Source organism: Alkalibacterium iburiense, from assembly GCF_039521845.1.
Taxonomy (GTDB): domain Bacteria; phylum Bacillota; class Bacilli; order Lactobacillales; family Carnobacteriaceae_A; genus Alkalibacterium; species Alkalibacterium iburiense.
Genome location: NZ_BAAACW010000111.1, coordinates 1 through 26571, shown reverse-complemented (window position 1 = coordinate 26571; position 26571 = coordinate 1). Strand labels below are relative to the sequence as shown.

Below are 26571 nucleotides of genomic sequence, written 5' to 3'. Positions count from 1 at the left end.
TATGTTAATTATAGGATACTCTCTCTTTTCTGTCATGGCTTAGATTGCGAAGCAATCATATTGTTTTTTATGTCCATTGTCTTTTTGTAGAAGGAACGATTGCCCATAGCCCAAATCTTTTCGGAGAATTCTCCGGGTTCCGTTTTCCTTAATGCCGCTTGCATCATATTCATCTTCGCATCAATTTGATCAATATAATGGATGATCTCGGCTTCAGGTATTTGAGGGCGTACAGGCGAACCATACTCGTATTCTCCGTGATGAGCTAAAATTAAATGCTTTAATAATAAAACATCCTCATGATTTTCATCTATCTTTAATTCTTGACAAGCTTTGGATATTTCATTAGAGATAAGAACAATGTGACCAATCAATTTTCCTTCTAATGTGTATTCTGTCGCTGTTGGTCCACTTAATTCAATCACTTTTCCTACATCATGAAGGATGATACCCGAAAAGAGAAGAGATGTATTCAGGTCTTCGTAAACTGTTATAAGGGAACGCGCGATACGTAACATACAGACGGTGTGATAAGCCAGGCCACCAAGAAAAGCATGGTGATTCTTCATAGCAGCTGGACTTTGAAAGAACTCCCGTTGAAATTTTTTCATTACATGCCTGACAATGCGATTCAAATTCGCATTGGTAATATCAAACATCGCTTTATTGAATTCTTCAATCATTTTATCTTTATGAATCGGTGCCCTCTCAACATATAACTCTGGATTCGAAGGTTCATCTTCTTTCGCTAAACGTATAGCATTTAATCTTAACTGGGGATTACCGTTGTACTCTTCTCTTTTTCCATCCACTTTTACCACATAACCCGCTTTAAAGGTTTCTATGTCTTTGGGTTTAGCATCCCAGAAATTGGCACTGATTTCTCCACTAGTATCTTGGAAAGTTAAGGCTAAATAAGGTTTATTGTTCCGCGTTTTCTTCTCTTCAGCTGATTTGATGAGCAGGAATAAATTGACGTTTTCATCCTTTTGGTAGTCATACAGTTTCTTCATCACAATGCATACCTCCTAAGTGTTTACTCTTCATTCAATTGGGTACAATGTTGAGGGGTTATATATGATTGAATCGTTTGATCAAATGTAAAGTAGATAATCTGAGTGTCTTTACTCACTTCAAGCAGCAGATGATACATCTTTTCAAGTCTCATTAAATCTAAATTGACAAAGCTGTCATCTATAATAATAGGAAATCGGATACTGTCTTTCGTATTTTGGATAAACGCCAATCTTAATGCAATATACAACGGCTCAACAGTCCCCCTGGATAATTCTTTGACATTCCACTTAACTCCTTCTTGATTGAGTACGAATAAAGCATCATCTTCTACTAATATGGAACTGTATTCTCCATCTGTTAAGTAGCTGAAGAAAGTCTCGGCTTTTTGAATAGTGTGAGGCAATTTATCTTCCTTTGCATGTTGCAAGGTTTTTTCAATTAATGAGGCCGCAATATTCAACGCACTCCATTCGTTAACTTTATCCTGGTAGACACTTTTTTCGTTTTCGAACTCTTGAAGTAGTTCAGAATACGTTCCTCCTTCTTCTAAATTTTTGATTGCCCGCTCCACTTCCATCATTTCTCGAATAATATGTGTTTTTTCCTTCTTCAATTCCTCCAGATGAGTTTCTAGTTTTTTTATCTGATCATCAATTTTATCCAGAGACCATTCTTTTTGTTCTTCACTTAAATCTGGTAAGTTTTCTCTTAAAGTAGTTAAACGGGATTCTATATGCTTCCGTTCTTCTTTATTCTGATAAAGTTTATACATATCCTCATCAATTAATGCCCCTACTGATTCAAGCAATCGGTACTTTCTCTTCCCGCTTTCTTTTTCAAGGCGAACAAAGTAACCAATGTCTCTCTGCACTTGCTCAGTTTTCTTAACATATTCCTTCTGAGAATCCAGTTCATTCTCTACTTGTTTTATAAACCGTCTCATCTTTTCAAAAGAATCCATGCTGTTGAGCTCATCATTCACAATAGCCTCTAAACTGGATAGTTGATGAAGTCGTTCCGTTAGTTCTTCTGTTGTTACTTTTATAGTATCATGTAATGCATCTATCTGTTCAGTCATTTTCCTTAAACTATGGAATAAAGGTTGCTTTTTTTCTATCTCTGCTACGTTCAATGATAGAGGATGACCGGTTTGTTTTTTCCATTCTAGAAAAGAGTCTTCTGTTCCTTGTTTTTCATTTTTCAACTGCAAGAATAGAGTTTCTTTTTCTCTCTGTTCTTCCTGCAAGACATCATTTGAAGTGAGCATCTCCTTCCATTGAGTTCTTAAGTTCTGCTGATTATAGAACTCCTCAATCTCTTCAGAAGAAAAATCAAGAGTCTCTGTTTCTTTTTTATTCCCTATGAATACTATGAGAATAGCTAAGCCAACCCCCACTAAAAAGACAGGCTGACTCATTAGAGCAGCCAAACTAATTGAAACGATACTAATGAGTATAGCCAGCCCTATTCCTCTTTTATTTTCCTTACTATTTAATACTACCTTTTTATTTGAAAATTCACTTTTTTCTTTCATCTTTTTAAACTTCTCGAGAGGCCACAACGTTTTTTCGATTTTGTCTATCATGTCATTATTGGCTTCAATCCGATAATTGAATCTATCGATATCTGTTTCTAGCTGAGTGACTTCATCACCCAAACGCTTCAACGCTTTTTTTAATGAAACAAAATCTTCCCACTCTTCGGGTGTTAATTCTTTAGGAACGGATTCATTTAATGGTAAGTTTTCTCTTATCTTCGTTTCAATCAATTGGTTCTTTAATGACTCTTGTTCTTGTTTCTGAAATTGAGTAGTTTGTACTTTATCTTGCCAATAATCCAATTCTTTAGAGAAACTTTTGAGCTCTTCTTCAAACGCTTGATAAATCAATAAGTCATTGGATGGACGGTACTCCTCCTGGAGCTCTTTTTGCTGCATCTGCAGCTCTTCTACCTTGTGTCTATACCCATTTATTTCTTCATTTATATGCTTCAATTGATATAACCCATCATCCGGCAGATTAAGTTCTGGTGTTTTTTTCAGGTCCTCTGTCAGTTGTTGAATTTCTTGTATGCTTTCTTTTTTACGAGTCAGTTCCTTATAAGTAGAAAGTTCTTTACTGCTTTCCTCTTCTTGTTGCTCTACATTTTGCAGCTTTTCCTGCAATAATTGAGCTTGTTGAATGTAATTTGTGTAATCTTTATTTGTTTCTTTTGCTTGGATGACTCTGTGATGTTTCTCTTCTAGTCTGGATGCCAGCACATTAATCTTCGGTTTTCTTCCTGTCGGCTTGAATAGTTGACTTGCTTTAGCTTTATATCTATCGGCTAAATTTAAATATTTTTCATTGCCTAAAGCTCCTATACTTAAAAAGTGCCGATTTAATTGCTCACCATTCATTTCTTCGATATTTTCAATCCCTTTCAGATTGAATGTATAAATACTCTCAAAGAAAGAGCGGTTTTTATCATACAGCAAGGTAGTTAATGCCCGTTCATCGCCCGTTGTTCCATCTTCAAATAATACTGTTACATCCCCTGTTACTTTTCCAGCGACGCGTTCGATACTGACTTCTCCAAATCGAGAGTCATCAATGATGAGCTTTCCACCATAGCGACTGCTTTCTCTTGGCTCATAGCGGGATAAAGAACTATGCCTCGTGGGAAAACCAAAGAGTATACTGTGTATAAATGACATGAGAGTGGACTTACCTGCTTCATTTTTCCCATAAAACAATTGAAAAGAAGAAGATAATTCAAACTCTTTATCAATCCATTTACCATAGCCGTAAATAACTATTCTTTTAATCTTCATTACGGACACCTTCTTCTCCTAAATCTTGTAACAATAAGTGTACTGCTTTATCCATTATGTCTTTTCTATAATCGGCATCTCTTACGCTTAAATGTTTCGAGAATGCATGCATCCTGTACAACTCATCGGTTACCTGATTAAAGGATTCTTTCGAGGCCATTTCTTCCAAAGATTGAGCCCAAGCTTCTGGAAAGACACTGTTTAAAGACAATACTTGATTGTCCTTTAATTCTATTTTGACTGTTGCTTCTACAATAAATGAAAACCTGTCTTCTGAGTAATGATTAACAGCTTCATAAAAATCAGTTTGTTCTAATTTTTTCATGACAGATGGAGGAAGTTCATTAGAAACAGTGAGCGTCAAATGAATCAGTTTAGAGTGCTGACTCTCTTCTCTTACAGCTTCTTTAACTAACTCATAGACATCATCTAAGGCTGTGAAATTCGCAGCATTCACTTCCATCGATTCCCATATTATCGGAGCTGTTTGTATAAATTGGACCTGAGATGTGGTTGGATGCAATTCAACTAATAGACATCCTTTTTCACCTGTTTCTTTTTTGTTTCTTCCCTGAGTATTTCCACTGTAATAAATTAACGGATTTTTTGAAAGTTGTTGCCTTTTGTGTATATGGCCCAATGCCCAATAATCATAGTTCTTCTCTCTTAGTTCACTTAAAGAAAAAGGAGCATACCGACCATGATCAGAGTCTTGTCCTTCTGCGTATCCATGCAGTAAACCGATATGAAAGTCAACATGATTGCTTCTTTGAGGATAGTGCTTGATTTTGCGTTCTTCAATCCATTTTTTGTCATAAGTAAAACCACTAATCGCTACTTTTTCTCCTGATTCAGTTAGCAGCGTATGAGTCTCCACTCCTGACCCATACACAGTGACGTTGCTTGGCATAGATAAATGTGCTTCATCATTAGCCTGATAATCATGATTTCCATGAATTAAAAATACAGGGATGTTTTCTTGTTTTAGTCGTTCTAGTTCTTCTTTTAAAAAAACTTGTGCTTTAATGCTTCGATCGTCAATATCATATATATCTCCTGCAAGTAAAACAAAATCAACCTCGTGATTAATCGCTTGATTAACTATGTGACGCAGAGATAGGAATGTCGATTCTTTAATCATCTTTAACGTTTTTTTCGGTAATTTTTTCAGCCCTTTAAATGGGCTGTCTAGATGCAAATCAGCCGCATGTATAAATTTTACCATGACTGAACCACTCCTTGTATAGGGTACGTATGTTCTTTATGTAAGCTAGGAAAAGGACCCACTCGCAAGTAAGTCCTTTACTCTTTATCTATCTTATTGATACAATTCTCTAACTGGTCTTAAGACCACTTGGTTAATTTCATCAATCATTTGACCAAGATTCTTTTCTGCTTCCAATAATTCAGAAATATAAGTGTTTTCTTGAATAGAAACAGATACCTGTTGGGCTTGTTGAGCTTCTTCTTCAGTAATTTTTTGACCCATCATTTGTTTTTGCTGGAAAACTTGTTGGACTTGACGAAATTCATTAAATAATTGACTGGCTTCCTCATTTTCTTGTACTGCTGTAAAGGCAGATTTCAATCGATTAAATTCTTCCGTTTCTTTGATGTCCTGTTCTAGTTGAACAGCTTTTTCTTGTATGCTGTCAGTCATACTTTCATCCCTTCAGTTTCGTCCTCATTAGGACGTTATTTCTTCTTTTCAGTGTATCATGAATAAAGCACCTATACCAGAAAAGTTTCTTGTAGAGCAAGGATTATTCCGCATTCATTCGATTGCGAAACTGGCCGAACCACTCTGTTGCTTTATCTCTTATAATCGTGGCTCCCTCTTTGATCACTTTTCCTGCTTCTTCCATCCCTTCTGTCACTTGATCGATGAAGGTTGATTCGTTATCTTGAACATATTCTTGACCGGCTTCTTCAACTAGGAATGTCGTTTGATTTGTATGCGGAAGAATTCTTTCCATTACCGCCTTTAGCAGCTGGCCAATTCCTTGAGAGCTGTACCCTGTCAAGTAATGGTCTTCAGCTAATTGACCATCAAACCCCATCCAACTTGTGATGACAATGTCTGGTGTATACCCTACAATCCACTGGTCCAATGAACCCGAACCTTTGCCGGTTTGGGTCGTACCCGTTTTCCCAGCTACTTGAAACTGTGCAGGCTTATTGTTTCTTGCTGTTCCGGATTCATAGACACTCAGTAGCATGCTATTCATTTCTTCTGCAACATCTGCAGACAAGACACGTTTAGATTTCACTCTTGAGTTATCCACAATAATAGCTCCAGTGGCATCCACAATTTTTGTGATAAAGTGTGGCTCGTGTCTCACTCCCTCATTTGGAAAGACACTATAGGCACTGGCTATATCAAGGGGCGAAACGCCTGTTTCCATTCCTCCCAAAGCGATGGCTGACAAGTTTTCATCTTCTTCAGAAATAGAGAGTCCAAATTCCTTCGCTTTTCTAATGCCTCTTCTTATTCCGATTTCATTCAAAAGCCAGACAGTTGGCGCATTATAACTGTTAGCTAAAGCTTCGTACATAGGGACTTCCCCTTGATACTGACCTGAAAGGTTGGTTGGTGTGTATTCTTCTTCTCCATAAGATAATAATTCATCTTTTATAAGAGAATCAGGCTCATAACCGGCTTCTAAAGCAGGAGCATAGACTGCTAGAGGTTTCATCACTGATCCAGGCTGTCTTTTCATTTGAGTCGCCCGATTAAAGCCACGGAAAGTATAATCGCCTATTCCTCCAACAACCGCATTGACTCCCCCCGTTTTAGGATTCAAAGCCACGGAAGCACTTTGAGCTGAGGTCCCGTCTGATGCTTTTTCAAATATATGCATGTTTGAAGCGTATGCCGCATCCATTTGTTGCTGATAAGTTTGATTTAGAGCAGTGTATACCGTATACCCATTATTTAATAAATCCTCTTCTTCAATACCATATTTATTCCATGCTTCGTTGATAACAGCATCAAAGTAGTAAGGGTATCGGTAGCCATCTGTGCTATTGTAATTATCGACTAAGGTTAATCCTGTCTGCTGATAACTTGATTTTTCTTCTTCCGTTATGACTCCAGTTTCACTCATCAAACTTAATACGACATTACGCCTATTAATTGAACGCTCGTAATTATCCAATGGGTTATAGTGACTTGGGGCCTTTAAGATAGCCGAAAGCGTGGCTGCTTCAGGTACAGTAACCTCATCAGCTGTTTTTCCAAAGTATTTGAGTGACGCATCTTCTACACCCCACACACCGTTCCCGAAGTATGAATTATTCAAATACATTTCAAGGATTTGATCTTTGTTATAATGTTTTTCAATCTCAATCGCTAAAAATAATTCTCTAAATTTTCTCATCAAAGTCTGGTCGGCAGTCAAATAAGCATTCTTTGCCAGCTGCTGGGTGATGGTACTGCCTCCCCCTACAATTCGACCACGGTTGACAACGTAGCCAATAGCAGCTCGTCCAATTCCAATGGGATCGAACCCTCGGTGTTCATAAAAACGCTGATCTTCAGTAGAGATAACGGCATTCACTATATGCGGAGAAATTTCTTCTATTTCAACAAATGTTCCTTTTTGAGCATAGAGAGTACCTGCTTCTTCTCCATTTTCATCCATAATCGTCGTAGATTGTTCTAGGCCTGCTCGCAATGTATTGACATTAGCTGAGCGTGCTAAAATAGCTAAATAAATACTAAACACTAAAGATACTACTAAGACGGACAAAACCAATACTTTTGTCGCATGGTACTTTTTCCATGCTCTTCTAGTGGCAGTCCATGAACGACTGAGCAGGGGTTTTAAAAACGCCCAAAATTGATTAAACCATTTTCTTATATATGCTTGAAAGTTTTGTTTATTCATAATTTTCCCTCAATATCTATTCTTGTTCCTTATACTTTATCTTATTTATACTAGCATATTTTACTCTCAGTTTAATCAGACTTTAGATGGATTATGACTTATTTATGAAACATTTCAACTTGTGTTCGCATTTCTGCCAATATTTGTTCAAGTTCTTTCTCATCTTTAGCATGAGCACCACTAGCTAACGGGTGTCCCCCGCCTCCATGATTAGATGCTACTCCATTAATAACTGGACCTTTAGAACGCAAGCGACATCTATATTCCCCGTCAGACTGCTGTACAAAAACAGCCCATACTTCAACTCCTTCAATTTTCCCTAACAATGGCACAATCCCATGGGTTTCACTGTCATCTACATCTAATGATTTTAAAAGGGGTTGAGTTAAAGTAATGTGTCCGACTCCATCATCCGCTAATTGAAAGTTTTCTAAGGCATATCCCATTAATTTGCTTGTATGAGGTTTTATGGCTGTCATTCGGTCATTCACTTCAGTATGTGAAAAAGGATAAGACATTAACTCTGCTGCTACTCTCATCGTAAAAGGTGTGGTCGCGTCATATAAAAACCGGTTCGTATCACCGACTATACCGGCATAAAGCAGTCTTGCTGCTTTAGGGGTCATTTTAATCTTGTCTTGGAATGTCAGCCACAAATCAGCAATCATTTCACTACAACTACTGGCCTTTGTATTCACCCATTCAATTTCTCCGTAAGGATCATCGAGGGGGTGATGATCAATTTTTATCCATTGCTTAGCTAGCCGGTAATCATCTCCATCAATACGTTTGATATTCGCTGTATCTGTTACAATAACTAAGGCCTGTTCGTAAAGATCCTCAGGTACCTGGTCCATAACATCCAGATACTCCAAGTCTTCAACACTGCTGCCAGCAGCATACACTTCTTTATCCGGAAAATTAACTTTAATTAATTCTTTCAAGCCGCATTGAGACCCTATAGCATCTGGATCTGGTCGGACATGACGATGAATGATAATAGTATCCCATTCTTCAATAATAGCCCAAATCGCCTCTTTTATTTTCATATCTTCAAGATTTTCTGTTTTTAATCCCACTATCTCGTCTCCTCTATTCTACCTATTTATTTTTTCTGAATTAACTGGCAAACAACAACCGCTTTGGCAGCTAACGTATTATCTGAATAAATATGAACGTCCAATCGTGCTGATCGTCTATTCTCATCAAATATAACGGGTTTAATGGTTAGCTCGCTTCCCAAATGAATCATATTAAAGTAATGCAGATTCATCTGTTCCACGACTAAGTTCTTCTTTTTATTTTTAGCCAGAAAGCTATAAACCGTTTCCGTTATCACTTCGCTCAATACACCAAATGATATAGCCCCTATACTATCAGTCGTTTGTGGGGTAACTAAAAAAGAATACCTTTCGTTTTCGACATCTTCATTGATAAGTTGATTAATCTGATCGGCAATGGTGTCTCCCGATTGAGGCTGCTTTTGTATGGATTGCATAGCTTTCATTATATCCTGTCTAGAAATGATTCCTATTAAGGTGAGGTCATCTATAACAACGGGCATGACTTCTAATCCATCCCAAATCATAGCGTGTGCAATGGAAGCCACACTCATATGCTTCTTAGCATAGGCAGGATTTCGAGTCATGACTCTTTCAATTGGTACATCATCTTCACTTCCAACGACATCTTTAGCTGTTACAATCCCTACTAGCCGGTTGTCGGAATGGACGACTGGAAAACGTGAATGCTGACTGCTTTCATTGAGCATACGGTAAGTATACACCGTATCTTCTTTATGCAAGTACTTTGTCTGTTCTATTGGCGTATAAATATGTTGAATACGAACAATTTCTTTTTTAATCAGCTGGTCTGTCATGGCCCGGTTAATCATAGTCGCTACAGTAAACGTATCATAAGACGTACTAATAAGGGGAAGTTCTTTTTCATTAGCTATTGAAATTACCGTCTCATCTGGTTGAAATCCACCCGTAATCAGAACAGCCGCTCCATGTTCAAGGGATAAACGTTGCGCTTCTTCTCTATTACCAATTATCATCAAGGACTCTTCAGAAATATAGCGCAACATCGCTTCTTCCTTCATAGCACCTATATTAAATTTAGTGAGTGTCTTTTTTAAACCAGCGACTCCTCCATGAACTTCTCCATCAATAATTTTGACGATTTCTTCAAAGGTAAGATTCTCTATGTTTTCCCCAGACTTCTGTTCTATACGAATAGTACCTACCCTTTTGATAGTCGATACTAGCCCCTTATTTTCCGCTTCCTTTATAGCTCGGTAAGCCGTTCCTTCACTTACGCTTAATTCTTTTGCAATGAAGCGAACGGATAATTTGTCTCCGATAGGAAGACGTTCAATGAATTCCAATATTTGCTCATGTTTTGTCTTCATGTTCTATTTTGTTCCTTTCATCCTCGCTCTTTTTCCACAAAGGCAAAGGAATAGTTTCATATATGACTGATTCTAGACTTGTGACGGTTATTCCAAGAAGTCTGACTCCTAAGTCCATACTCTCTTCTTCCCAAATAGATAAAGCTATTTGAAACAACTGGTCTTCGTCTTTAATATAATCTTGAAAAGTACGTCGTCTCGTATACGTTTGAAAGTCCTCATAACGAATTTTTAGAACAACTGTCTTTCCGTGTTTTTCTTTCTTCTTTAAATTTGCCATCACTTTTCGGGAAAGAACGCGTAGAGATTGAATGACTTCATTTTCCGTAGTCAAATTCTCTAAAAATGTCGATTCTTTTCCAATTGATTTCGGTTCCCTATCATTTATGACTTCACTATCGTCAATTCCTCTTACTTTCCGGTATAGAGAATGCCCCATTTTCCCAAATGATTCAACCAGTTCAAGCTCCGTTTTATTATATAAATCTTCACCACTGAAAATATTCAGGGCGTGCATTTTCTCCACTGATTTTGCTCCTACTCCATGAAACTTTTCAATAGGCAGACTAAATAAGAAAGCCTGTGCTTTATCAGGAGGTATGACTGTTATGCCTTTTGGCTTTTTATAATCAGAAGCCAATTTTGCAATGAATTTGTTATAGGATACACCTGCTGAACACGTTAACTGTAATTCTTTATAAATGTCTCTCTGAATATTTTGAGCAATGATTGTACCACTTTTTTGATTAATCAGATTGTCTGTCACATCCAAATAAGCTTCATCGAGTGACAAGGGTTGGATTTTGTCTGTATATCTATGAAAAATAGCATGCATCTGCCGTGAAACTTCTCTATACAAATCAAAATTGGCCGGTATAAATATACCTTGAGGACAGAGTTCGTATGCTTTTTGGGAACTCATGGCTGAATGTATTCCGAATTTTCTCGCTTCGTAACTGGCCGTGGCAACCACCCCGCGTCCACCGGTTTCTCTCGGATGCCTCGCAATGATAACTGGCTTGTTTTTTAAAGAAGGATTCTCTCTTATTTCTACTGACGCATAAAATGCATCCATATCAATATGAATGATTTTACGTGACGTATTTCTTTTAGGTTCTTCAAAACGTAAGATGCCGTACTGCATATCTTCTTCCTCCATAGGCCCTCTCTTTTAAGCTATTATACCGAAAAATCACACTAATCTCGAATCTGTTTCATCTTTTTAAGCATAATAAAAACAAGTAGGGACGATAAAATCATCTCTACTTGTTTTATTTAGCCTAACAAATCGTCTAACTCCATTTCATCCAAAGATGAAATAGAATACACTTGCGCTTTTAATGAAGCATAATTAAAGTAATCATTGGATTGAATAGATAAAATGTCTTCAATTTCCTGGTAATATCTCTCTGGCCTTTGGCGTTTCCAAAGAAAATCCGTACAATATTCCCATAAATCTTCAACAGAAACCTGATCATATCCATTTCTTCTGAATTCATTTTGCTTCTTTTGTAACCATAATTCATAATGTTCGAAATCGCTGGATAGAGTATTCAAGAGATACCTCCTTTACTCATTTAAAAAGGGAGTAAAGTAAGCTGCCCTTTTTCTATTCATTGTCCGCCGTATCTTCAGGTGTGTTCGTTCCCAATTCTTCTGCTTGTGTAGGTGTTCCTGCTGCAGCTTTAGTCACAATACGTGAAACAGCACGTCTTTCAAATGTTAGGTAAATCCCTTCACAATCAAGAACCACCGTTTTGTTTGTATCGTTCACTTCATCAACGATACCATGTAGTCCACCAATAGTGATAATAGAATCACCTTTTTGCAAAGAATCAAGCATGCTTTGAGTTTCTTTAGCTCTCTTTTGCTGTGGTCTGATCATTAATAAATACATAACTCCCATAATAACTATAAAGGGAAGCATTCCAAGTATTAATTCCATTCATTCATTCCTCCGTCTTATTGTCTCTTTTACAATCTAAACTATTTCATTCTAACTTGTTAGAAGATACAACTAGTATAGTCAGTAATAACCTTAGCAAATTTCAGCTCTAATTACTAGTTACAATTACTAAAAGTTAAAAATTCTTCGCATTTGGTTTGTTATATCCGTACTCTTCAAAGAAACTCTCTTTAAATTCTAATAGATTATCTTCTCGAATAGCCTGACGCACTTTTTTCATTAAATCAAGTAAAAAGTACAAATTATGGTAGCTAGTTAAACGTAAACCAAATGTTTCTTCTGACTTGATTAAGTGTCTGATATAAGCACGTGTATAATTGCGGCATGTATAACAGTTACAGTTTTCATCAAGTGGTCTAAAGTCTTTTGCATAGGCCGCATTTTTGACCACTAGGCGCCCTTTGCTTGTCATGGTTGTCCCATTACGAGCAATACGTGTAGGAAGCACACAGTCAAACATATCGACGCCTCTCATGACACCTTCAATTAAAGCATCTGGTGTGCCAACACCCATAAGATAGCGTGGTTTATCCTCAGGAAGCAATGGGGTTGTAAAATCAAGCACACGGTACATCTCTTCTTTTGGCTCTCCCACTGACAGCCCACCAATAGAGTACCCTGCGAAATCCAAGCTCGTTAAGTCTTTTGCAGACTGCTTTCTTAAATCTTCAAACCCGCCTCCTTGAACTATACCAAACAGACCTTGCGTATCAGGGTTCTGGTGTGCTTTCAAACCTCTTTCAGCCCATCTTGAGGTGCGTTCAACCGATTTCTTAGTATAGTCATAGCTTTCATCAAACGGCGGACACTCATCAAAACTCATCATGATGTCTGGTCCCAATTTATTTTGAACATTTATCGCTTTCTCGGGTGAGAGAAAGAGCTTAGATCCGTCTAAGTGACTTCTAAAATGGACGCCTTCTTCTTCAATTTTCCTCATATGAGCGAGTGAAAAGACCTGGAATCCTCCAGAATCCGTTAAAATTCCTTTGTCCCAATTCATAAATGAATGTAGACCACCCGCTTCTTCCACAATATCTGCACCTGGACGTAACCATAAATGATAGGTGTTACTTAAAATAATTCCGGCTCCCATTTCCTCTAACTCTTCGGGCGCCATGGTTTTCACAGTTGCTAACGTTCCTACTGGCATAAACATAGGTGTTTCAAACGTTCCGTGGGGAGTTGTTATCTTCCCTAATCTGGCTCCTGTATGTTTTTCTTTCTTTTCTAATTGATACGTTACTGGATGATTGCTCATAACCTTCTCCTTGTGTTTTGCAATTTTTCTTTACTTCTTGACAAACATGGCATCACCGAAGCTGAAGAATCTATATTTCTCTTCTACAGCATGATTGTATGCCTCTAATACAAAGTCTCGCCCTAAAAAGGCACTCACTAACATGATTAAAGTAGACTTAGGAAGATGAAAGTTCGTCAAGAAGGCATCAACGACTTTAAAGTCATAACCGGGCGCGATAAAGATATCCGTCCAACCGCTTGCCGCTTTTAATTGGCCGTTGTTTTCTTTCCCTATGGTTTCAAGTGTACGAATGGATGTCGTTCCGACAGCTACCACTCGGCCCCCTTTTTCCTTGGTTTCATTTAGTACGTTGGCTGATTCTTCTGATAACTGATAAAATTCTTTATGCATCACATGCTCTTCGATATTGTCTACACTAACTGGTCTAAATGTCCCTAAGCCAACATGCAGGGTTAAAAATACAAGCTTGACTCCTTTAGACTGTAACTTATCTAAAATTTCTGTCGTAAAGTGCAGCCCAGCAGTAGGTGCTGCCGCCGAACCATTTTCTTTTGCATAGACAGTCTGGTAACGTTCTTGATTATCAAGTTTTTCCTTAATGTAAGGCGGAAGAGGCATTTCTCCTAAAGATTCTAATGTTTCTAAAAATATTCCTTCATAAGTAAACTCAACTATACGCCCACCGTGATCTAGAATGTCTGTGACTTCTGCTTTTAATCTGCCGTCCCCAAAGGAAATAACTGTTCCCACTTTAGCTTTTTTAGCCGGTTTCATTAAGGTTTCCCAGCGATCCCCGTCAGTGTTCTTTAATAATAAGACTTCTATATGGGCATTCGTATCTTCCTTGTTTCCGTGTAAACGAGCAGGCAATACTCGGGTATCATTCATGACCAAGGCATCGCCTTCTTTTAATTCATTTAAAATATCTTCAAAGTGTTTATCTTCTATTGTCTTTGTTTCTTTTGAAAGAACCATCATTTTCGAAGCTGATCGATTGAGCAAAGGTGTCTGTGCAATCAATTCTTCCGGTAAATGAAAATCAAAATCATCTGTTGTTAAAGTCATCGTATTTCCCCTTTTATTCTCTCCATAAATGCATGAGTTGTAAATGTTCATAGGCTTTTTCACTTGCCATCCGTCCTCTAGCTGTCCGTTGTATAAAGCCTTCTTGTAAAAGATACGGTTCCACCATATCTTCAATCGTATCAACTTCTTCTCCAATATTTGCAGCCAGCGTATTCAGACCGACGGGTCCGCCACCGTATAAGTGAATCAGAGTATGCAAGAATTTTTGGTCGACACTGTCTAGTCCGTGACTGTCTACTCTAAGTAAATCAAGAGCTAAAGAAGCCGTTTCTTGAGTAACTACACCGTCATTTTTGACATCTGCATAGTCTCTGACTCTTTTGAGCAGACGGTTAGCAATTCTTGGTGTCCCTCTGGAGCGCTTAGCAATCTCTTTTGCTCCGTCCGCTTTAATCGCTGTATTTAAGACTTGTGAAGACCTTAGGACTATGGCTTCTAATTCTTCTTGCTTATAATATTCCATGTGCGCTAATATTCCGAATCGGTCGCGTAAGGGAGCAGATAAACTTCCTGCACGCGTAGTCGCTCCAATTAATGTGAAAGGAGGCAACGGAAAATGGACCGGATGGGCCGTTTCACCTTGACCAATGATAATATCAACATAGTAGTCTTCCATGGCTGAATAGAGCATTTCTTCCGCTATTCGGGGCATTCGGTGGATTTCATCAATGAATAAAATCCCACCGGGTTCTAAATCATTCAGCAAAGCCACCAAGTCACCCGGTTTCTCTATAGCCGGTCCACTAGTTGTTCGAATATCGGCATTCATTTCATTGGCAATAACCATGGCCATTGTCGTTTTTCCTAAACCGGGAGGCCCATAAAGAAGAACATGGTCCAAAGCTTCTTCCCTTTTCTTAGCCGCTTCAATATAAATGGTCAACTCCGTCTTTATTTTCTCCTGCCCTAAATAATGTGCGAGATATTTGGGTCTTAGAGTAAACTCTAAAGACTGTTCTTGATCATTTAATACATGATCTGAAGTTAAATTGTGATTATTTTCCATCCTAATCTCCTTTGAATCCTGACTACATCAATAATTTCAAGGCTTCTCTTATGTAGGTATCCGTTGAATGGTTAGCTGTAACATCTAATTTCTTCTCTACTTTACTAATATCTCTCTTGCTGTATCCTAGTGCCTCTAATGCTTCCAGCGCTTCTTCAAATGCTCTGTTGGCTTTTTCACTGCCGGATTTCTCTAAGCTTTCAGTCGTCCCCTCATAATCAGAGACATCAAAATCAGATAATTTCCCTTTTAAATCCAATACAATCTGGGCAGCTGTTTTCTTTCCAACTCCAGGAAACTTGGTTAAGAATGTGGTGTTATCCTCTTCAATCGCTTGTATCAGCCCTCGGTGGTTTTCATTTGCTAATATAGCTAATGCTGATTTAGGTCCGATACCCGATACATTAATTAATTTTAAAAAGAGCGTTTTTTCATGCAGAGTTGGAAAACCAAATAATAAAATAGCATCCTGTCTAACATCCTGATACATATAGACTGTTGCTTCTTTATGGTACTGGTCTGTTAAGCGAAAGGGATTAGCCATTAATACCTTGTATCCTATCCCATTTGCTTCTAATACAATATAACTGGGATAAATATGTTTAACTGTTCCATTTATATATTCATACATTTAAATAACCTCATTCAGATAGTAATTTATCTTACATAGTATAACACAAAAACATCTCCCCATTAAGCCTTGTCAATGGATAGATGTTGGATTAAATAAAAGTCTTAATTGTCAAACTCTGCTAAATATTCTTCATATCCCTGTTCTTTTAATTCTTCTTTAGGAATAAACTTTAAGGCTGCAGAATTAATACAGTAACGCATACCGCCTTTATCAGTCGGTCCGTCATTGAAGACATGTCCGAGATGAGAATCTGCTTCTTTACTGCGTACCTCAACACGTTCCATTCCAAACGACGTGTCTCTTTTTTCTTTTACCGTTCTTTTCTGTATAGGTTTGGTAAAGGATGGCCAACCACAATGAGCATCATATTTATCCTTTGAAGAGAATAAAGGCTCTCCACTAACAATATCCACATAGATGCCTTCTTCATAGAAATCATCGTATTCTCCTGTGCCGGGTCTTTCTGTCCCATTATTTTGAGTCACTTCATACTGAATGGGAGTCAGTTTTTTCTTTAGTTCTTCTTTGTTTACTTCAGACATTTATATCACCTTTCTTTATTTTTAATGGGGGTCTTGGATACGTTTAAACATTTTTTCCATATCCTTTGTAGTAAAGCTGACCATAACCGGCCGACCATGTGGACAGTTATAAGGGTTTCGTACCTCTTTTAATTGTTCCAGCAAGGCTCTTGCTTCCTGATTGGATAAATAGTGATTCGCTTTTATCGACCGTTTACAGCTCATCATAATGGCTGTCGCTTCTCGAAATTCACTTATAGATAAGCTTTCTTTTTCTAAAAAGAAATCAATCATCTCTTTAATCGTGCTTTCCACTTGACCGGCTATCATCCAATTGGGATGGCTCCGAATAATAAAACTGTTTTGTCCAAAATCCTCTATAAAAAGAGCAGCTTCTTCCAGCTTTTCCTTGTTTTCTTTAATGATTAAAGCATCCGTTGATGGATATTCTAAGACTATAGGGACCAGTAATTCCTGCAAATCTGTTCCTTCATCTGCAATAGTGTCTTTGTAATATTCATACTTTACACGTTCCTGTGCAGCATGCTGGTCAATAATGTACAGGCCGTTTTCATTCTGAGCGAAAAGATACGTTCCATGCATCTGTCCAATGTAATGTAAATCAGGAAAAGTCGTTGTCTTTTCTTCTGTTTCCTGTATAGTCAGAGCAGTTTTTAGAATGGATGCTTCATGTCTATTATCTTCTAAAATATCCTTACCTTCAAATGATTCAACTCTTTGACTGTCCTGATTAGTTGACTGATTTGATTCATCTGCTGGTAGCGGTAATCTGTCTTCTTTAAGTGTATGGTATAAAGAGGAAAGGTTTTCTTTCGTTTGGCTTTCTTTAGTTTCAGTACTTCTGGGTGTATAGTCTGTAAAAGAGAGATGCGTTTGCTGGTCTGTGAGGACTCTATCTCTTTTAGCGGACTTTCCGTGAATGTTTTCCAACGCATTAGGTATGCGCGTCTCTTTTGACAGCCGCTTAGCAATCGCTTCTTTAATTAACTCTCCTAAATCTTTTTCATTACTGATCCGAATCTGCTGTTTCGTCGGATGAACATTCACATCTAAAAGAAGGGGGTCCATCCTGACATTTACTACGGCCAGAGGATACCGGCCTACCATTAATGATGACCCATAACCGTCTACTATGGCTCTGTTTAAAGCATAATTTTTAATGTATCGGCCATTTACAATTAAAGTAATATAGTTATTACTTGCACGAGTCAACTCCGGTAAAGAAACGAACCCGCTCACTTCAAAATCAAAAGAAGAATGCTGTATGTCTTTCATTTTCTTTGCTGTTTCTACTCCATATATCCCAGCTATAGCTTGAATTTGGTCTTTATTTCCGACTGTTTTAATGACTGGTGTCCCGTCTGACACCAATTTAAAGGAAATTTCTGGGTGAGCGAGTGCTAATCGACTGACTGTATCACTAATATGAGATAATTCTGTCTTCAAAGTTTTAACATATTTTAAACGAGCAGGGGTATTGAAAAACAAGTCTTCTACTTTAATAAGCGTACCTTTCCGAGAAGAAGCGGTCTGATTTTCAATCACCTTTCCCCCATTTAAAACAAGTCGTTTACCTGCTTGACCATCTTCTGCCGTTTCTATGGTTAATTTTGAGACAGAAGCAATACTGGGAAGCGCCTCTCCTCTAAACCCGAGGGTTCGGATTCTAAACAGTTCTTCATCATTCAGCAACTTGCTAGTCGCATGTCTTTCGAATGCAGACAGGACTTCGTTTGAAGCAATCCCGTCCCCATTATCAATGACTTGAATACTCTTTAACCCAGCCTCTTCAACAAAGACTTCAATACGTGTACTACTGGCATCAATGGCATTTTCCATAAGCTCCTTGACTACTGAGGCCGGACGCTCTATCACTTCTCCAGCAGCAATTTGATTGGCTAGAGTAGGAGACATAATCTGAATTTTCTGATTCATCTATTCTCTCCAACTTTCATTCTTAGTCTTTTATTTTTTCTTGTAATTGACTCAATAACTGCAAAGCTTCTAGTGGTGTTGTATTGACTACATTCAGCTTCTTTAAATTCTCAATCACTTCTTGTTCCTGCGAATTGAAAGAAGAAAATAAATCCAGCTGCTCTTGATTACTTCTCATATCCGCTGGCCCTTCAGTGGGTTCTTTTTCTTCAAATAAATGGTCTTCTTTTTGCTCTAATTCATGCAAAATACTTTCTGCTCTGCTGAGTAATGTAGAAGGCAAGCCTGCTAGTTTAGCCACCTGTACACCATAACTTTTATCTGCTGGTCCTGGAAGCATTTGATGAAGGAATACTAAGTCCCCATCCTCTTCTACTGCCCCTACATGTATATTTTTCAGTCCAGATAAACGATCTTCAAGGACAGTTAGTTCATGATAATGTGTAGAGAATAATGTTTTTGCTTTAATATGATCATGAACATACTCTATAATCGCTTCAGCCAACGCCATTCCATCATAGGTGGCTGTCCCTCGGCCAATTTCATCAAACAATAACAAACTGTTAGGGGTAGCATGCTCAAGGGCCTGGTTGGTTTCAGTCATCTCAACCATAAATGTACTTTGCCCACCAATTAAATCATCCATTGCACCAATACGAGTATATAAGCGGTCAAAAATAGGCAATGCGGCTTTTTCTGCAGGAACAAAACAACCCATTTGAGCCATAATAATAGTGAGCGCGACTTGCCTCATATACGTACTCTTACCCGACATATTCGGACCGGTAATGAGAAGAACCGATGTGTCGTCTGTTAAATCGACATCATTAGGAACATACGACTGCTCGCCCATTACTTTTTCAACCACAGGGTGTCTGCCTTTTTCAATATACACATCTTGTGTTTCAGTGGAGAAAGACGGTCTGACAAAATTGTACTCCTCACTGACAGCTGCAAAGCTCTGCAAGACATCTATCTCTGCTACAACTTTTGCTAACTTCTGCAAGCGCGCAATTTCCTGTTTCACTCTATTTCTTACTTCAGTGAATAGTTCATATTCCAAGTTTTTTGACTTTTCTTCTGCTTCTAAAATAAGTGATTCTTTTTCCTTCAGCTCTGGCGTGCTGTAGCGTTCAGCATTCGTTAATGTCTGTTTTCGTTCATACCGATTATCTTCTAACTTGGCTACATTTGCTTTTGAAATTTCGATGTAATAACCAAACACTTTATTGAAGCCTATTTTGAGGTTTTTAATGCCGGTGGCTTCTCTTTCCTGTAGTTCCAACTGAGCCATCCATTTTTTCCCATTCGTCATGGCTTCAACGTATTGATCCAGCTGTTCATTGTACCCCTTCTTTATGATTTCACCTTCAGTGGTTGATATGGGAGGTTCGTCCTGAATAGCTTCTTCAATTAAATCTTTCACTTCTTCAATCGTATCAATCTGTATTAAATACCGGTCCCAGTTCCCTTCACTATTCAAGCTCTCTATAATGCTTATTAATGATGGAATCTGCTTAAGGGACTCTTTCAGCTGAACAAGATCTCTTGGGTTTACCGTACCAAATGCTGTTCTCCCGGCTAATCGTTCTAAATCATAAATCCTTTTAAGTATCTCCTGAAGGTCATTTCTCTCAAAGAAGTGAGTCATTAACCCTTCTACAATATTTAAGCGTTCTTCAATTTTTTTACGTTGAATCAACGGTTTTTCCAACCACGAACGTAGCATTCTTCCTCCCATGGCTGTTTTTGTTTCATCCAACAACCATAAGAGTGTTCCTTTTTTGGACCCATCTCTCAGAGATTGTGATAACTCCAAATTTCTTCTGGCTTCCTGCCCGAATAATAGAAACTGATGCGTTTGATACTCTTCTACTTCTTGTAAATGATCTAAACTTCTCATTTGGGTTTCAGATAAATAGTGCAACAATAAATCCAATACAATTTTTACATCTTGATTTTTGTAGTCTTCTATTAAATGAGTAAGTGAATGGGTATAGTCTGTTTTAGATGGGTAGGATATAACAATGGACCATTTATTTTTCAATGTTTCTTGTAAATGTAAAAATTCTCCCGGTTTCAAGATGACTTCTCTACAGTTTAAAGCCGTTATTTCGTTGATAACCCCATCTTCATCTTCCAATTCGGTCACTTTTATTTCTCCTGTTGTTAAATCAACGTAAGCTAATCCAATGCCTTCTGCTAGATGATGAATAGCCACTAAGTAGTTGTTTTCTTTTGCATTGACTGTCTTTGATTGCATGACAGTACCGGGTGTAACCACTTGGACTACTTCTCTTTTAACCATCCCTTTAGCTGTTTTTGGGTCTTCAACTTGTTCACAAATGGCTACTTTATGACCTAATTCTATCAGTCTGTCAATATAGCCTTGAGCTGAGTGGTGTGGAACCCCACACATAGGAATTTGCTGCTCAGCATTTTTATTTCTACTTGTTAACGTCAATTCCAGTATACGTGAGACCTCTACAGCATCTTCAAAAAAGAGTTCATAGAAATCCCCTAGACGGTAGAATAAGTACGCATTGGGGTATTGTTTTTTTATATTTAAATACTGTTCCATCATCGGTGTATGTTTTGTTTTTTGAGGCAAATCTATCACTCTCCGTTAATCATCACTTATACATGTTTTTGTTCGCCTAGTCAAACCAAGTCATATCATCATCAATTCTAATGGGTTCGATGCGTGTAGCTAATCCAGTTGAATCATTGAGTTCAATGTAGCACCCGTTTAATTTTCTTCTACCCGTTTCAGGCACTTCGAATCGATTCGGCATTTGAGTTAAGAACTTTTGTAAAATAGGCTCTTTCTTCATACCTAGTATGCCATCATAATAGCCTGTCATACCGACATCTGTTTGATAAGCTGTCCCGTTAGGTAAAATACGTGCATCGTTGGTTTGAACGTGTGTATGAGTCCCTACCACTGCAGAGACTTTTCCATCCATATACCAACCCATTGCTTCTTTTTCACTTGTCGCTTCTGCATGAAAATCAATAAGAATATGGGATGTTTTCTTTCTCGCTTCTTCAACTAATGCTTCTCCTACACGGAATGGGTCTTCTAAATCTCCCATATACGCTCGGCCATGAAGATTAATGACAGCCAATTCCATTTGATTTATTTTGATATATGCCATTCCTTTTCCTGGAGTGACGGTATTATTAGGGTAATTAGCAGGTCGTATAAGTTTTTTTGAGTCACCTATAAAATCTAAAATTTCTTTCTGATCCCAAGTATGGTTTCCCATCGTCACTAAATCTACACCGCTTTGTAAAAGCTCTTTATATATTTTTTCAGTGATTCCTCTTCCACCAGCTGCATTTTCACCATTAACTATGGTTGCTTGAGGTTTATATTTTTCTTTTAATTTAGGAAGCCACTCATTGACCATCTCTCGTCCCAATGATCCCACTATGTCACCGATAAATATTATTTTCATTTGGACTCCTCTTTTCTTCTCAGTGTTTCTATTTTACCAGTTTTACTAGGGCAAAATCAAAACCTCTTTCTTTATCCTTCCCCAATAAATATAAGGGGCAAAGTTAGATGGTGTTCATCTAACTTTGCCCCTTTTTTGCTCCCTAAGGGTTCGTTTTCACTTTTTTATCAGTGCAAAATCACTTAGCATACTCAGTAGCTCGCGTTTCGCGGATTACCGTTACTTTAATATGTCCAGGATATTCCATATCTTCTTCAATTTGTTTCTTAACATCTCTAGCTAGTTTATTAGTCATCATGTCATCCAACTCATCAGGTTTGACAATTATGCGAACTTCGCGTCCTGCCTGAATAGCATAACTTTCTTTCACGCCTTTATATCCGTTAGCAATTCTTTCCAGATTTTCAAGACGTTGTAAGTAATGCTCCAAGGATTCGCTTCTAGCACCAGGTCTGGCTGCTGAAATAGAGTCAGCTGCTTCAACAAGAACTGCGATTGTTGAACTGGCTTCAACGTCACCGTGGTGGGATGCAATAGCATTAATGACTGTTTCGTTTTCTTGATATTTCATTGCAATTTGAGCGCCAATTTCAACGTGAGATCCTTCGACTTCACTGTCTAAAGCTTTTCCGATATCATGCAATAGTCCAGCACGTTTAGCTAATTGAATATCTTCGCCAAGTTCAGCTGCCATAACACCTGCTAACTTAGCCACTTCAATTGAATGGTTTAAAACATTTTGACCGTAACTTGTTCTAAAGTGGAGACGGCCAACGATTTTCATTAAATCAGGATGGATAGAGTGGATGCCAAGTTCAAACATGGCTTCTTCCCCTATCTCTCTAATTCGCTCATCCATTTCTTTTCGAGATTTTTCTACGGCTTCTTCAATTCTACCTGGATGAATACGACCATCTGAGATTAATTTCTCTAATGCCATTTTCGCTGTTTCTCTCCTAATAGGGTCATACCCACTTAGAACGACAGCTTCTGGAGTGTCATCGATAATTAAGTCCATTCCGGTTAGGCTTTCTAAGGTCCGTATATTTCTACCTTCACGCCCAATGATTCGGCCTTTCATATCATCATTTGGTAAATTAATGACGCTGACAGTTGATTCTGTTACTCTATCAGCAGCACAACGTTGGATAGCCTGAGTCACTATATTCCTTGCTCTGCGATCAGCTTCTATTTTAGCTTTATCCTCATGTTGTTTGACCATTACAGCCATATCTCTCGTTAATTCTTCCTCTGCTTGCTTAAGCACAACAGATTTGGCTTCTTCTTCAGATAATGCCGCTATAGCATGAAGTTTTTCTTTTTGCTCTTCAACTAATTTCTGTGCAGCATTTTCCAGCTCTTCTATTTTTTTCTGACGAGCAGTTAATTTATCTTCCCTGCTTTGCAGAGCACTTTCTCTTTTATCTAAAGCATTCTCTTTTCGTTCTTGGTTATCTTCTTTTTGAGCTAAACGATTTTCTTGACGAGATACTTCAGAACGTCTTTCCTTCAGCTCCCACTCTATTTCCGTTCGATAAGAATGGATTTCTTCCTTTGCCTCCAGCAACGCTTCTTTTTTCAAGGTTTCTGCTTCTCTATTTGCGTCTTCAATAATATCTTCAGCTGTTTGTTTAGAATTAGCTAATCTTTTTTCGACACTTTGTTTCGAAAAATAAGCTCCTGCGACTATGCCAATTATTAAAGCAACGATAGCGAAGGCTATTGAAAGTATTAAATCCATCTAATCACCTCCGTATCATTATTTAGTTTTCATGCATTAAAATAATCAGATATTTCAACTGGTGACAATATCATTTTTAAGTTATAGTACACGATTAGGCCTGCTTCTTCTTTTTTTCTAAAGTAGCAGTCTAGTTTAATTCTATAGGTCTTTTGAAATTATGTCAACAGCGTTTTAACTAGGTCCGAGTCGATGGTGTGTTAAAAATAATAAAACTGGTGTTGTTCTTATGTAATGAAACGTTCATAAGAACAACACCAGTTAATTAGTTTAGTCTAATTCTAAAGTTTCTACTTCTGGTTCAGCACTTTCGACAATTTCTGTGCCATCATCTTCGCCTACTCCATAAGCCACTCTAACTTTTTTCTCAATCTCTTGTCTTAATTCAGGATGATCAACGAGGTACTGTTTTGCATTCTCTCTTCCTTGACCAATTCTTTCTTCCCCATATGAGTACCAAGCCCCTGCTTTTGTAATAATATCGGCTTCTGCACCCATATCGACAATTTCACCGACTTGTGAAATACCTTCACCATACATAATGTCGACCATAGCTAATTTAAATGGAGGAGCAACTTTGTTTTTAACGACTTTTATTTTAGTACGGTTACCTGTCATATCCTGACCGGATTTGATGGATTCCCCTCTTCTAACTTCTAGCCTGACAGAAGAATAGAATTTTAAGGCTCTTCCTCCCGTTGTTGTTTCCGGGTTTCCGAACATCACACCAATTTTTTCACGTACCTGGTTAATAAACAAGGCAATGGTTTTTGTTTTATTTATTGATCCAGAAAGTTTTCTCAGTGCTTGGGACATTAATCTAGCTTGTAGACCCATGTGAGAATCTCCCATTTCACCATCTATTTCTGCTCGCGGAACTAGCGCAGCAACAGAGTCTATAACAACCATATCGACTGCACCACTTGAAACTAACGCATCTGTAATTTCAAGTGCTTGTTCTCCTGTATCTGGTTGAGAAATGAGTAATTCATCTATGTTAACTCCTAATGCACTGGCATATTTAGGATCTAAAGCGTGCTCTGCGTCAATAAAAGCAGCTATTCCACCATTTGCCTGTACAGAGGCGATGGCATGTAGTGCGACTGTTGTTTTACCTGAACTTTCAGGGCCGTATACTTCTATAATTCTTCCACGAGGGTATCCGCCAATTCCCAATGCTACATCTAGTGCTAATGATCCACTAGGTATTGTTTTAACTTGGGTATCAATTTTTTCTCCCATTTTCATTATAGAACCTTTACCATAACTTTTTTCAATTTTTTTTAATGCAACTTCAAGAGCTTTCGAGCGTTCATCTGACATAAAGTTTCCTCCTGTATAATTCATTCGTTCATTTAGTAGTAGTTGTTGTAGTGTTATGACTATCCTTATTTTAAGCTTATTTGGGTAAAAAATCAAGTTTTTTCGAACATTCATTCGCTTTATTTATCTTCTCCATAATTTGTCGGTGTCTCGACAGGTAAATCTAAAACAACGCGTCTAACCAAGTCTAAAGCATTTAATACCGTTAGTTCTCTGTTTTTATTTCGCTTATATCCGAAATGATAGTGTTTAGCAAATGACTTCTTATCCTGGTAAGAAATACCAATCCAAACGGTCCCTGGAATTTGTCCTTCCATCGAACTTGGACCAGCTACTCCTGTAAAACCTACTCCGATATCGGCATTAAACAATTTACGTGATTTTTCAGCCATTTCAATCGCACATTCAGGACTGATTACTCCATAAGAGTCAATTGTCTTCTTAGTGACTTTCAATACTTCGTTTTTCATCTCATTACTATAGGTGACGAGCCCTCCTTCAAGAATGGCCCCTGCAGATAAGCCACTTGTTAATGAACTTAAAAATGCGCCCCCTGTTAGGCTTTCTGCAGCAGTAATCATTAAGTCCTTTTCTATTAATAAATCTTTGATGACATCTGATAAGTCTTTGTCTTCATATCCGAAAAAGTATTCTGAAAATTCTCCTTTTATTCTTTCTTCCACTTGGTTCAGGCTGTTTTCTGCGTCCTCTTCTTTGTGAGACATGGCCGTCAGTCGAATAGCCACTTGACTCTTTTTTGAATAAACAATAACATTTATCTCTTCTTTATCCCGAAGGGCTGATTCTAATCGGGAATGTATTTGATCTTCTGTTAAACCAAAAAAATTAAGAACTCTGGACTTTAAAACAGGTTTCTCAAATAGACGGTTAACTAACTCCTCCTTTAAATAATTATTTACCGTGGGTTCCAGCTCATCCGCTGGCCCTGGAAGCAGGACATAGGTATGATTGTTATGCTCCAACAGCATGCCTACTGCCAAACCCGTATCATTCGTCAGGGGAATAGAATCTGCTAAAATCAGTGCCTGTAACTGATTGTTTTCTGGCATTTTAAAATTAGAGTTTTTATGATAAGTTATAATCTTATCTTCTGTCTCTTCATGTAAAATTAAATCTAAACCTAAATAGTTCGCTAATGCCTCTTTATTCGGGCCTAAACCTCCAGAAATAATAATTAATTCCGATCTGTTTTCTGCTTGTTTAACCGCTTCAATTAATCGTTCGCTAGTATTTCCTATAGTGGTCTGATTGGATACGTCGATTCCCAAAGAAGTCAATTCACGAGCTAAAAAAGGCGCATTTGTATTTGTTACTTGTCCGAGTAGCAAATCTGTACCAATAGATATAATTTCAGCATTCATTATTTTATCCCCTCTTTATATATAGTTAGTGTCAATACTTTCTTTTAATAATTGCTTACAATGGTTGTTATATCAAGAAAAAACAAAAAAACACTTGCC

General features: G+C 37.9%; 21 protein-coding genes. All 21 read right to left on the bottom strand.

What is annotated here, in order from left to right; translation table 11 throughout:
- Positions 1 to 32: 32 nt before the first annotated feature.
- The gene (locus tag ABDZ53_RS09320) at positions 33 to 1013 is read right to left on the bottom strand and encodes a 3'-5' exoribonuclease YhaM family protein (protein WP_343755850.1); all 981 of its coding nucleotides are present in this window, start codon (positions 1011 to 1013) and stop codon (positions 33 to 35) included.
- 23 nt (positions 1014 to 1036) lie between these two features.
- A complete protein-coding gene (locus ABDZ53_RS09315) occupies positions 1037 to 3829 on the bottom strand; it encodes an ATP-binding protein (protein WP_343755846.1) in 2793 nt (930 codons plus the stop codon).
- A complete protein-coding gene (locus ABDZ53_RS09310; protein WP_343755844.1) occupies positions 3819 to 5054 on the bottom strand; it encodes a metallophosphoesterase family protein in 1236 nt (411 codons plus the stop codon). The genes ABDZ53_RS09315 and ABDZ53_RS09310 overlap by 11 nt, the downstream gene beginning before the upstream one ends.
- A 93-nt stretch (positions 5055 to 5147) precedes the next feature.
- Positions 5148 to 5489, bottom strand: coding sequence for a YlbF family regulator (locus ABDZ53_RS09305; protein ID WP_343755842.1), 342 nt, complete (start codon positions 5487 to 5489; stop codon positions 5148 to 5150).
- Between the two features lie 103 nt (positions 5490 to 5592).
- Positions 5593 to 7719, bottom strand: a complete 2127-nt coding sequence (locus ABDZ53_RS09300; protein WP_343755840.1) for a PBP1A family penicillin-binding protein — start codon at positions 7717 to 7719, stop codon at positions 5593 to 5595.
- Positions 7720 to 7817: 98 nt separating this feature from the next.
- Positions 7818 to 8768 (bottom strand): DHH family phosphoesterase, encoded by a 951-nt coding sequence (locus ABDZ53_RS09295; RefSeq protein ID WP_343755848.1) that lies wholly within the window; start codon positions 8766 to 8768, stop codon positions 7818 to 7820.
- Between the two features lie 56 nt (positions 8769 to 8824).
- Positions 8825 to 10132, bottom strand: coding sequence for a DRTGG domain-containing protein (locus ABDZ53_RS09290; RefSeq protein WP_343755838.1), 1308 nt, complete (start codon positions 10130 to 10132; stop codon positions 8825 to 8827).
- A complete protein-coding gene (gene dinB, locus ABDZ53_RS09285; protein ID WP_343755836.1) occupies positions 10116 to 11291 on the bottom strand; it encodes a DNA polymerase IV in 1176 nt (391 codons plus the stop codon). Before dinB ends, ABDZ53_RS09290 begins: the two co-directional genes overlap by 17 nt.
- A gap of 116 nt (positions 11292 to 11407) precedes the next feature.
- Positions 11408 to 11689, bottom strand: coding sequence for a post-transcriptional regulator (locus ABDZ53_RS09280; RefSeq protein WP_343755834.1), 282 nt, complete (start codon positions 11687 to 11689; stop codon positions 11408 to 11410).
- 52 nt (positions 11690 to 11741) lie between these two features.
- Complete coding sequence (gene yajC, locus ABDZ53_RS09275; protein ID WP_343755832.1) at positions 11742 to 12077, bottom strand: preprotein translocase subunit YajC; 336 nt, start codon at positions 12075 to 12077, stop codon at positions 11742 to 11744.
- A gap of 136 nt (positions 12078 to 12213) precedes the next feature.
- Positions 12214 to 13359 carry a tRNA guanosine(34) transglycosylase Tgt gene (gene tgt / locus ABDZ53_RS09270; protein ID WP_343755830.1) on the bottom strand — a complete coding sequence of 382 codons (1146 nt, stop codon included), beginning with the start codon at positions 13357 to 13359 and terminating at the stop codon, positions 12214 to 12216.
- Positions 13360 to 13389: 30 nt separating this feature from the next.
- On the bottom strand, positions 13390 to 14427 hold the full coding sequence (gene queA / locus ABDZ53_RS09265) for a tRNA preQ1(34) S-adenosylmethionine ribosyltransferase-isomerase QueA (protein WP_343755828.1): 1038 nt from the start codon (positions 14425 to 14427) through the stop codon (positions 13390 to 13392).
- A 13-nt stretch (positions 14428 to 14440) separates the two neighbouring features.
- Positions 14441 to 15454, bottom strand: coding sequence for a Holliday junction branch migration DNA helicase RuvB (ruvB, locus tag ABDZ53_RS09260; RefSeq protein ID WP_343755826.1), 1014 nt, complete (start codon positions 15452 to 15454; stop codon positions 14441 to 14443).
- A 22-nt stretch (positions 15455 to 15476) separates the two neighbouring features.
- Positions 15477 to 16085 carry a Holliday junction branch migration protein RuvA gene (gene ruvA / locus ABDZ53_RS09255; protein ID WP_343755824.1) on the bottom strand — a complete coding sequence of 203 codons (609 nt, stop codon included), beginning with the start codon at positions 16083 to 16085 and terminating at the stop codon, positions 15477 to 15479.
- Between the two features lie 104 nt (positions 16086 to 16189).
- Positions 16190 to 16630, bottom strand: coding sequence for a peptide-methionine (R)-S-oxide reductase MsrB (gene msrB, locus ABDZ53_RS09250; RefSeq protein WP_343755822.1), 441 nt, complete (start codon positions 16628 to 16630; stop codon positions 16190 to 16192).
- A gap of 21 nt (positions 16631 to 16651) precedes the next feature.
- Positions 16652 to 18565, bottom strand: a complete 1914-nt coding sequence (gene mutL, locus ABDZ53_RS09245) for a DNA mismatch repair endonuclease MutL (protein ID WP_343755820.1) — start codon at positions 18563 to 18565, stop codon at positions 16652 to 16654.
- 22 nt (positions 18566 to 18587) lie between these two features.
- A complete protein-coding gene (gene mutS, locus ABDZ53_RS09240) occupies positions 18588 to 21176 on the bottom strand; it encodes a DNA mismatch repair protein MutS (protein WP_343755818.1) in 2589 nt (862 codons plus the stop codon).
- A 46-nt stretch (positions 21177 to 21222) separates the two neighbouring features.
- Positions 21223 to 22026 (bottom strand): TIGR00282 family metallophosphoesterase, encoded by an 804-nt coding sequence (locus tag ABDZ53_RS09235; RefSeq protein ID WP_343755815.1) that lies wholly within the window; start codon positions 22024 to 22026, stop codon positions 21223 to 21225.
- A 178-nt stretch (positions 22027 to 22204) separates the two neighbouring features.
- Entirely contained in the window at positions 22205 to 23767 is a 1563-nt protein-coding gene (rny, locus tag ABDZ53_RS09230; RefSeq protein WP_343755813.1) for a ribonuclease Y, read from the bottom strand.
- Between the two features lie 270 nt (positions 23768 to 24037).
- Positions 24038 to 25090, bottom strand: a complete 1053-nt coding sequence (recA, locus tag ABDZ53_RS09225; protein ID WP_343755811.1) for a recombinase RecA — start codon at positions 25088 to 25090, stop codon at positions 24038 to 24040.
- A gap of 119 nt (positions 25091 to 25209) precedes the next feature.
- Positions 25210 to 26472 (bottom strand): competence/damage-inducible protein A, encoded by a 1263-nt coding sequence (locus tag ABDZ53_RS09220; protein WP_343755809.1) that lies wholly within the window; start codon positions 26470 to 26472, stop codon positions 25210 to 25212.
- Positions 26473 to 26571: the final 99 nt, after the last annotated feature.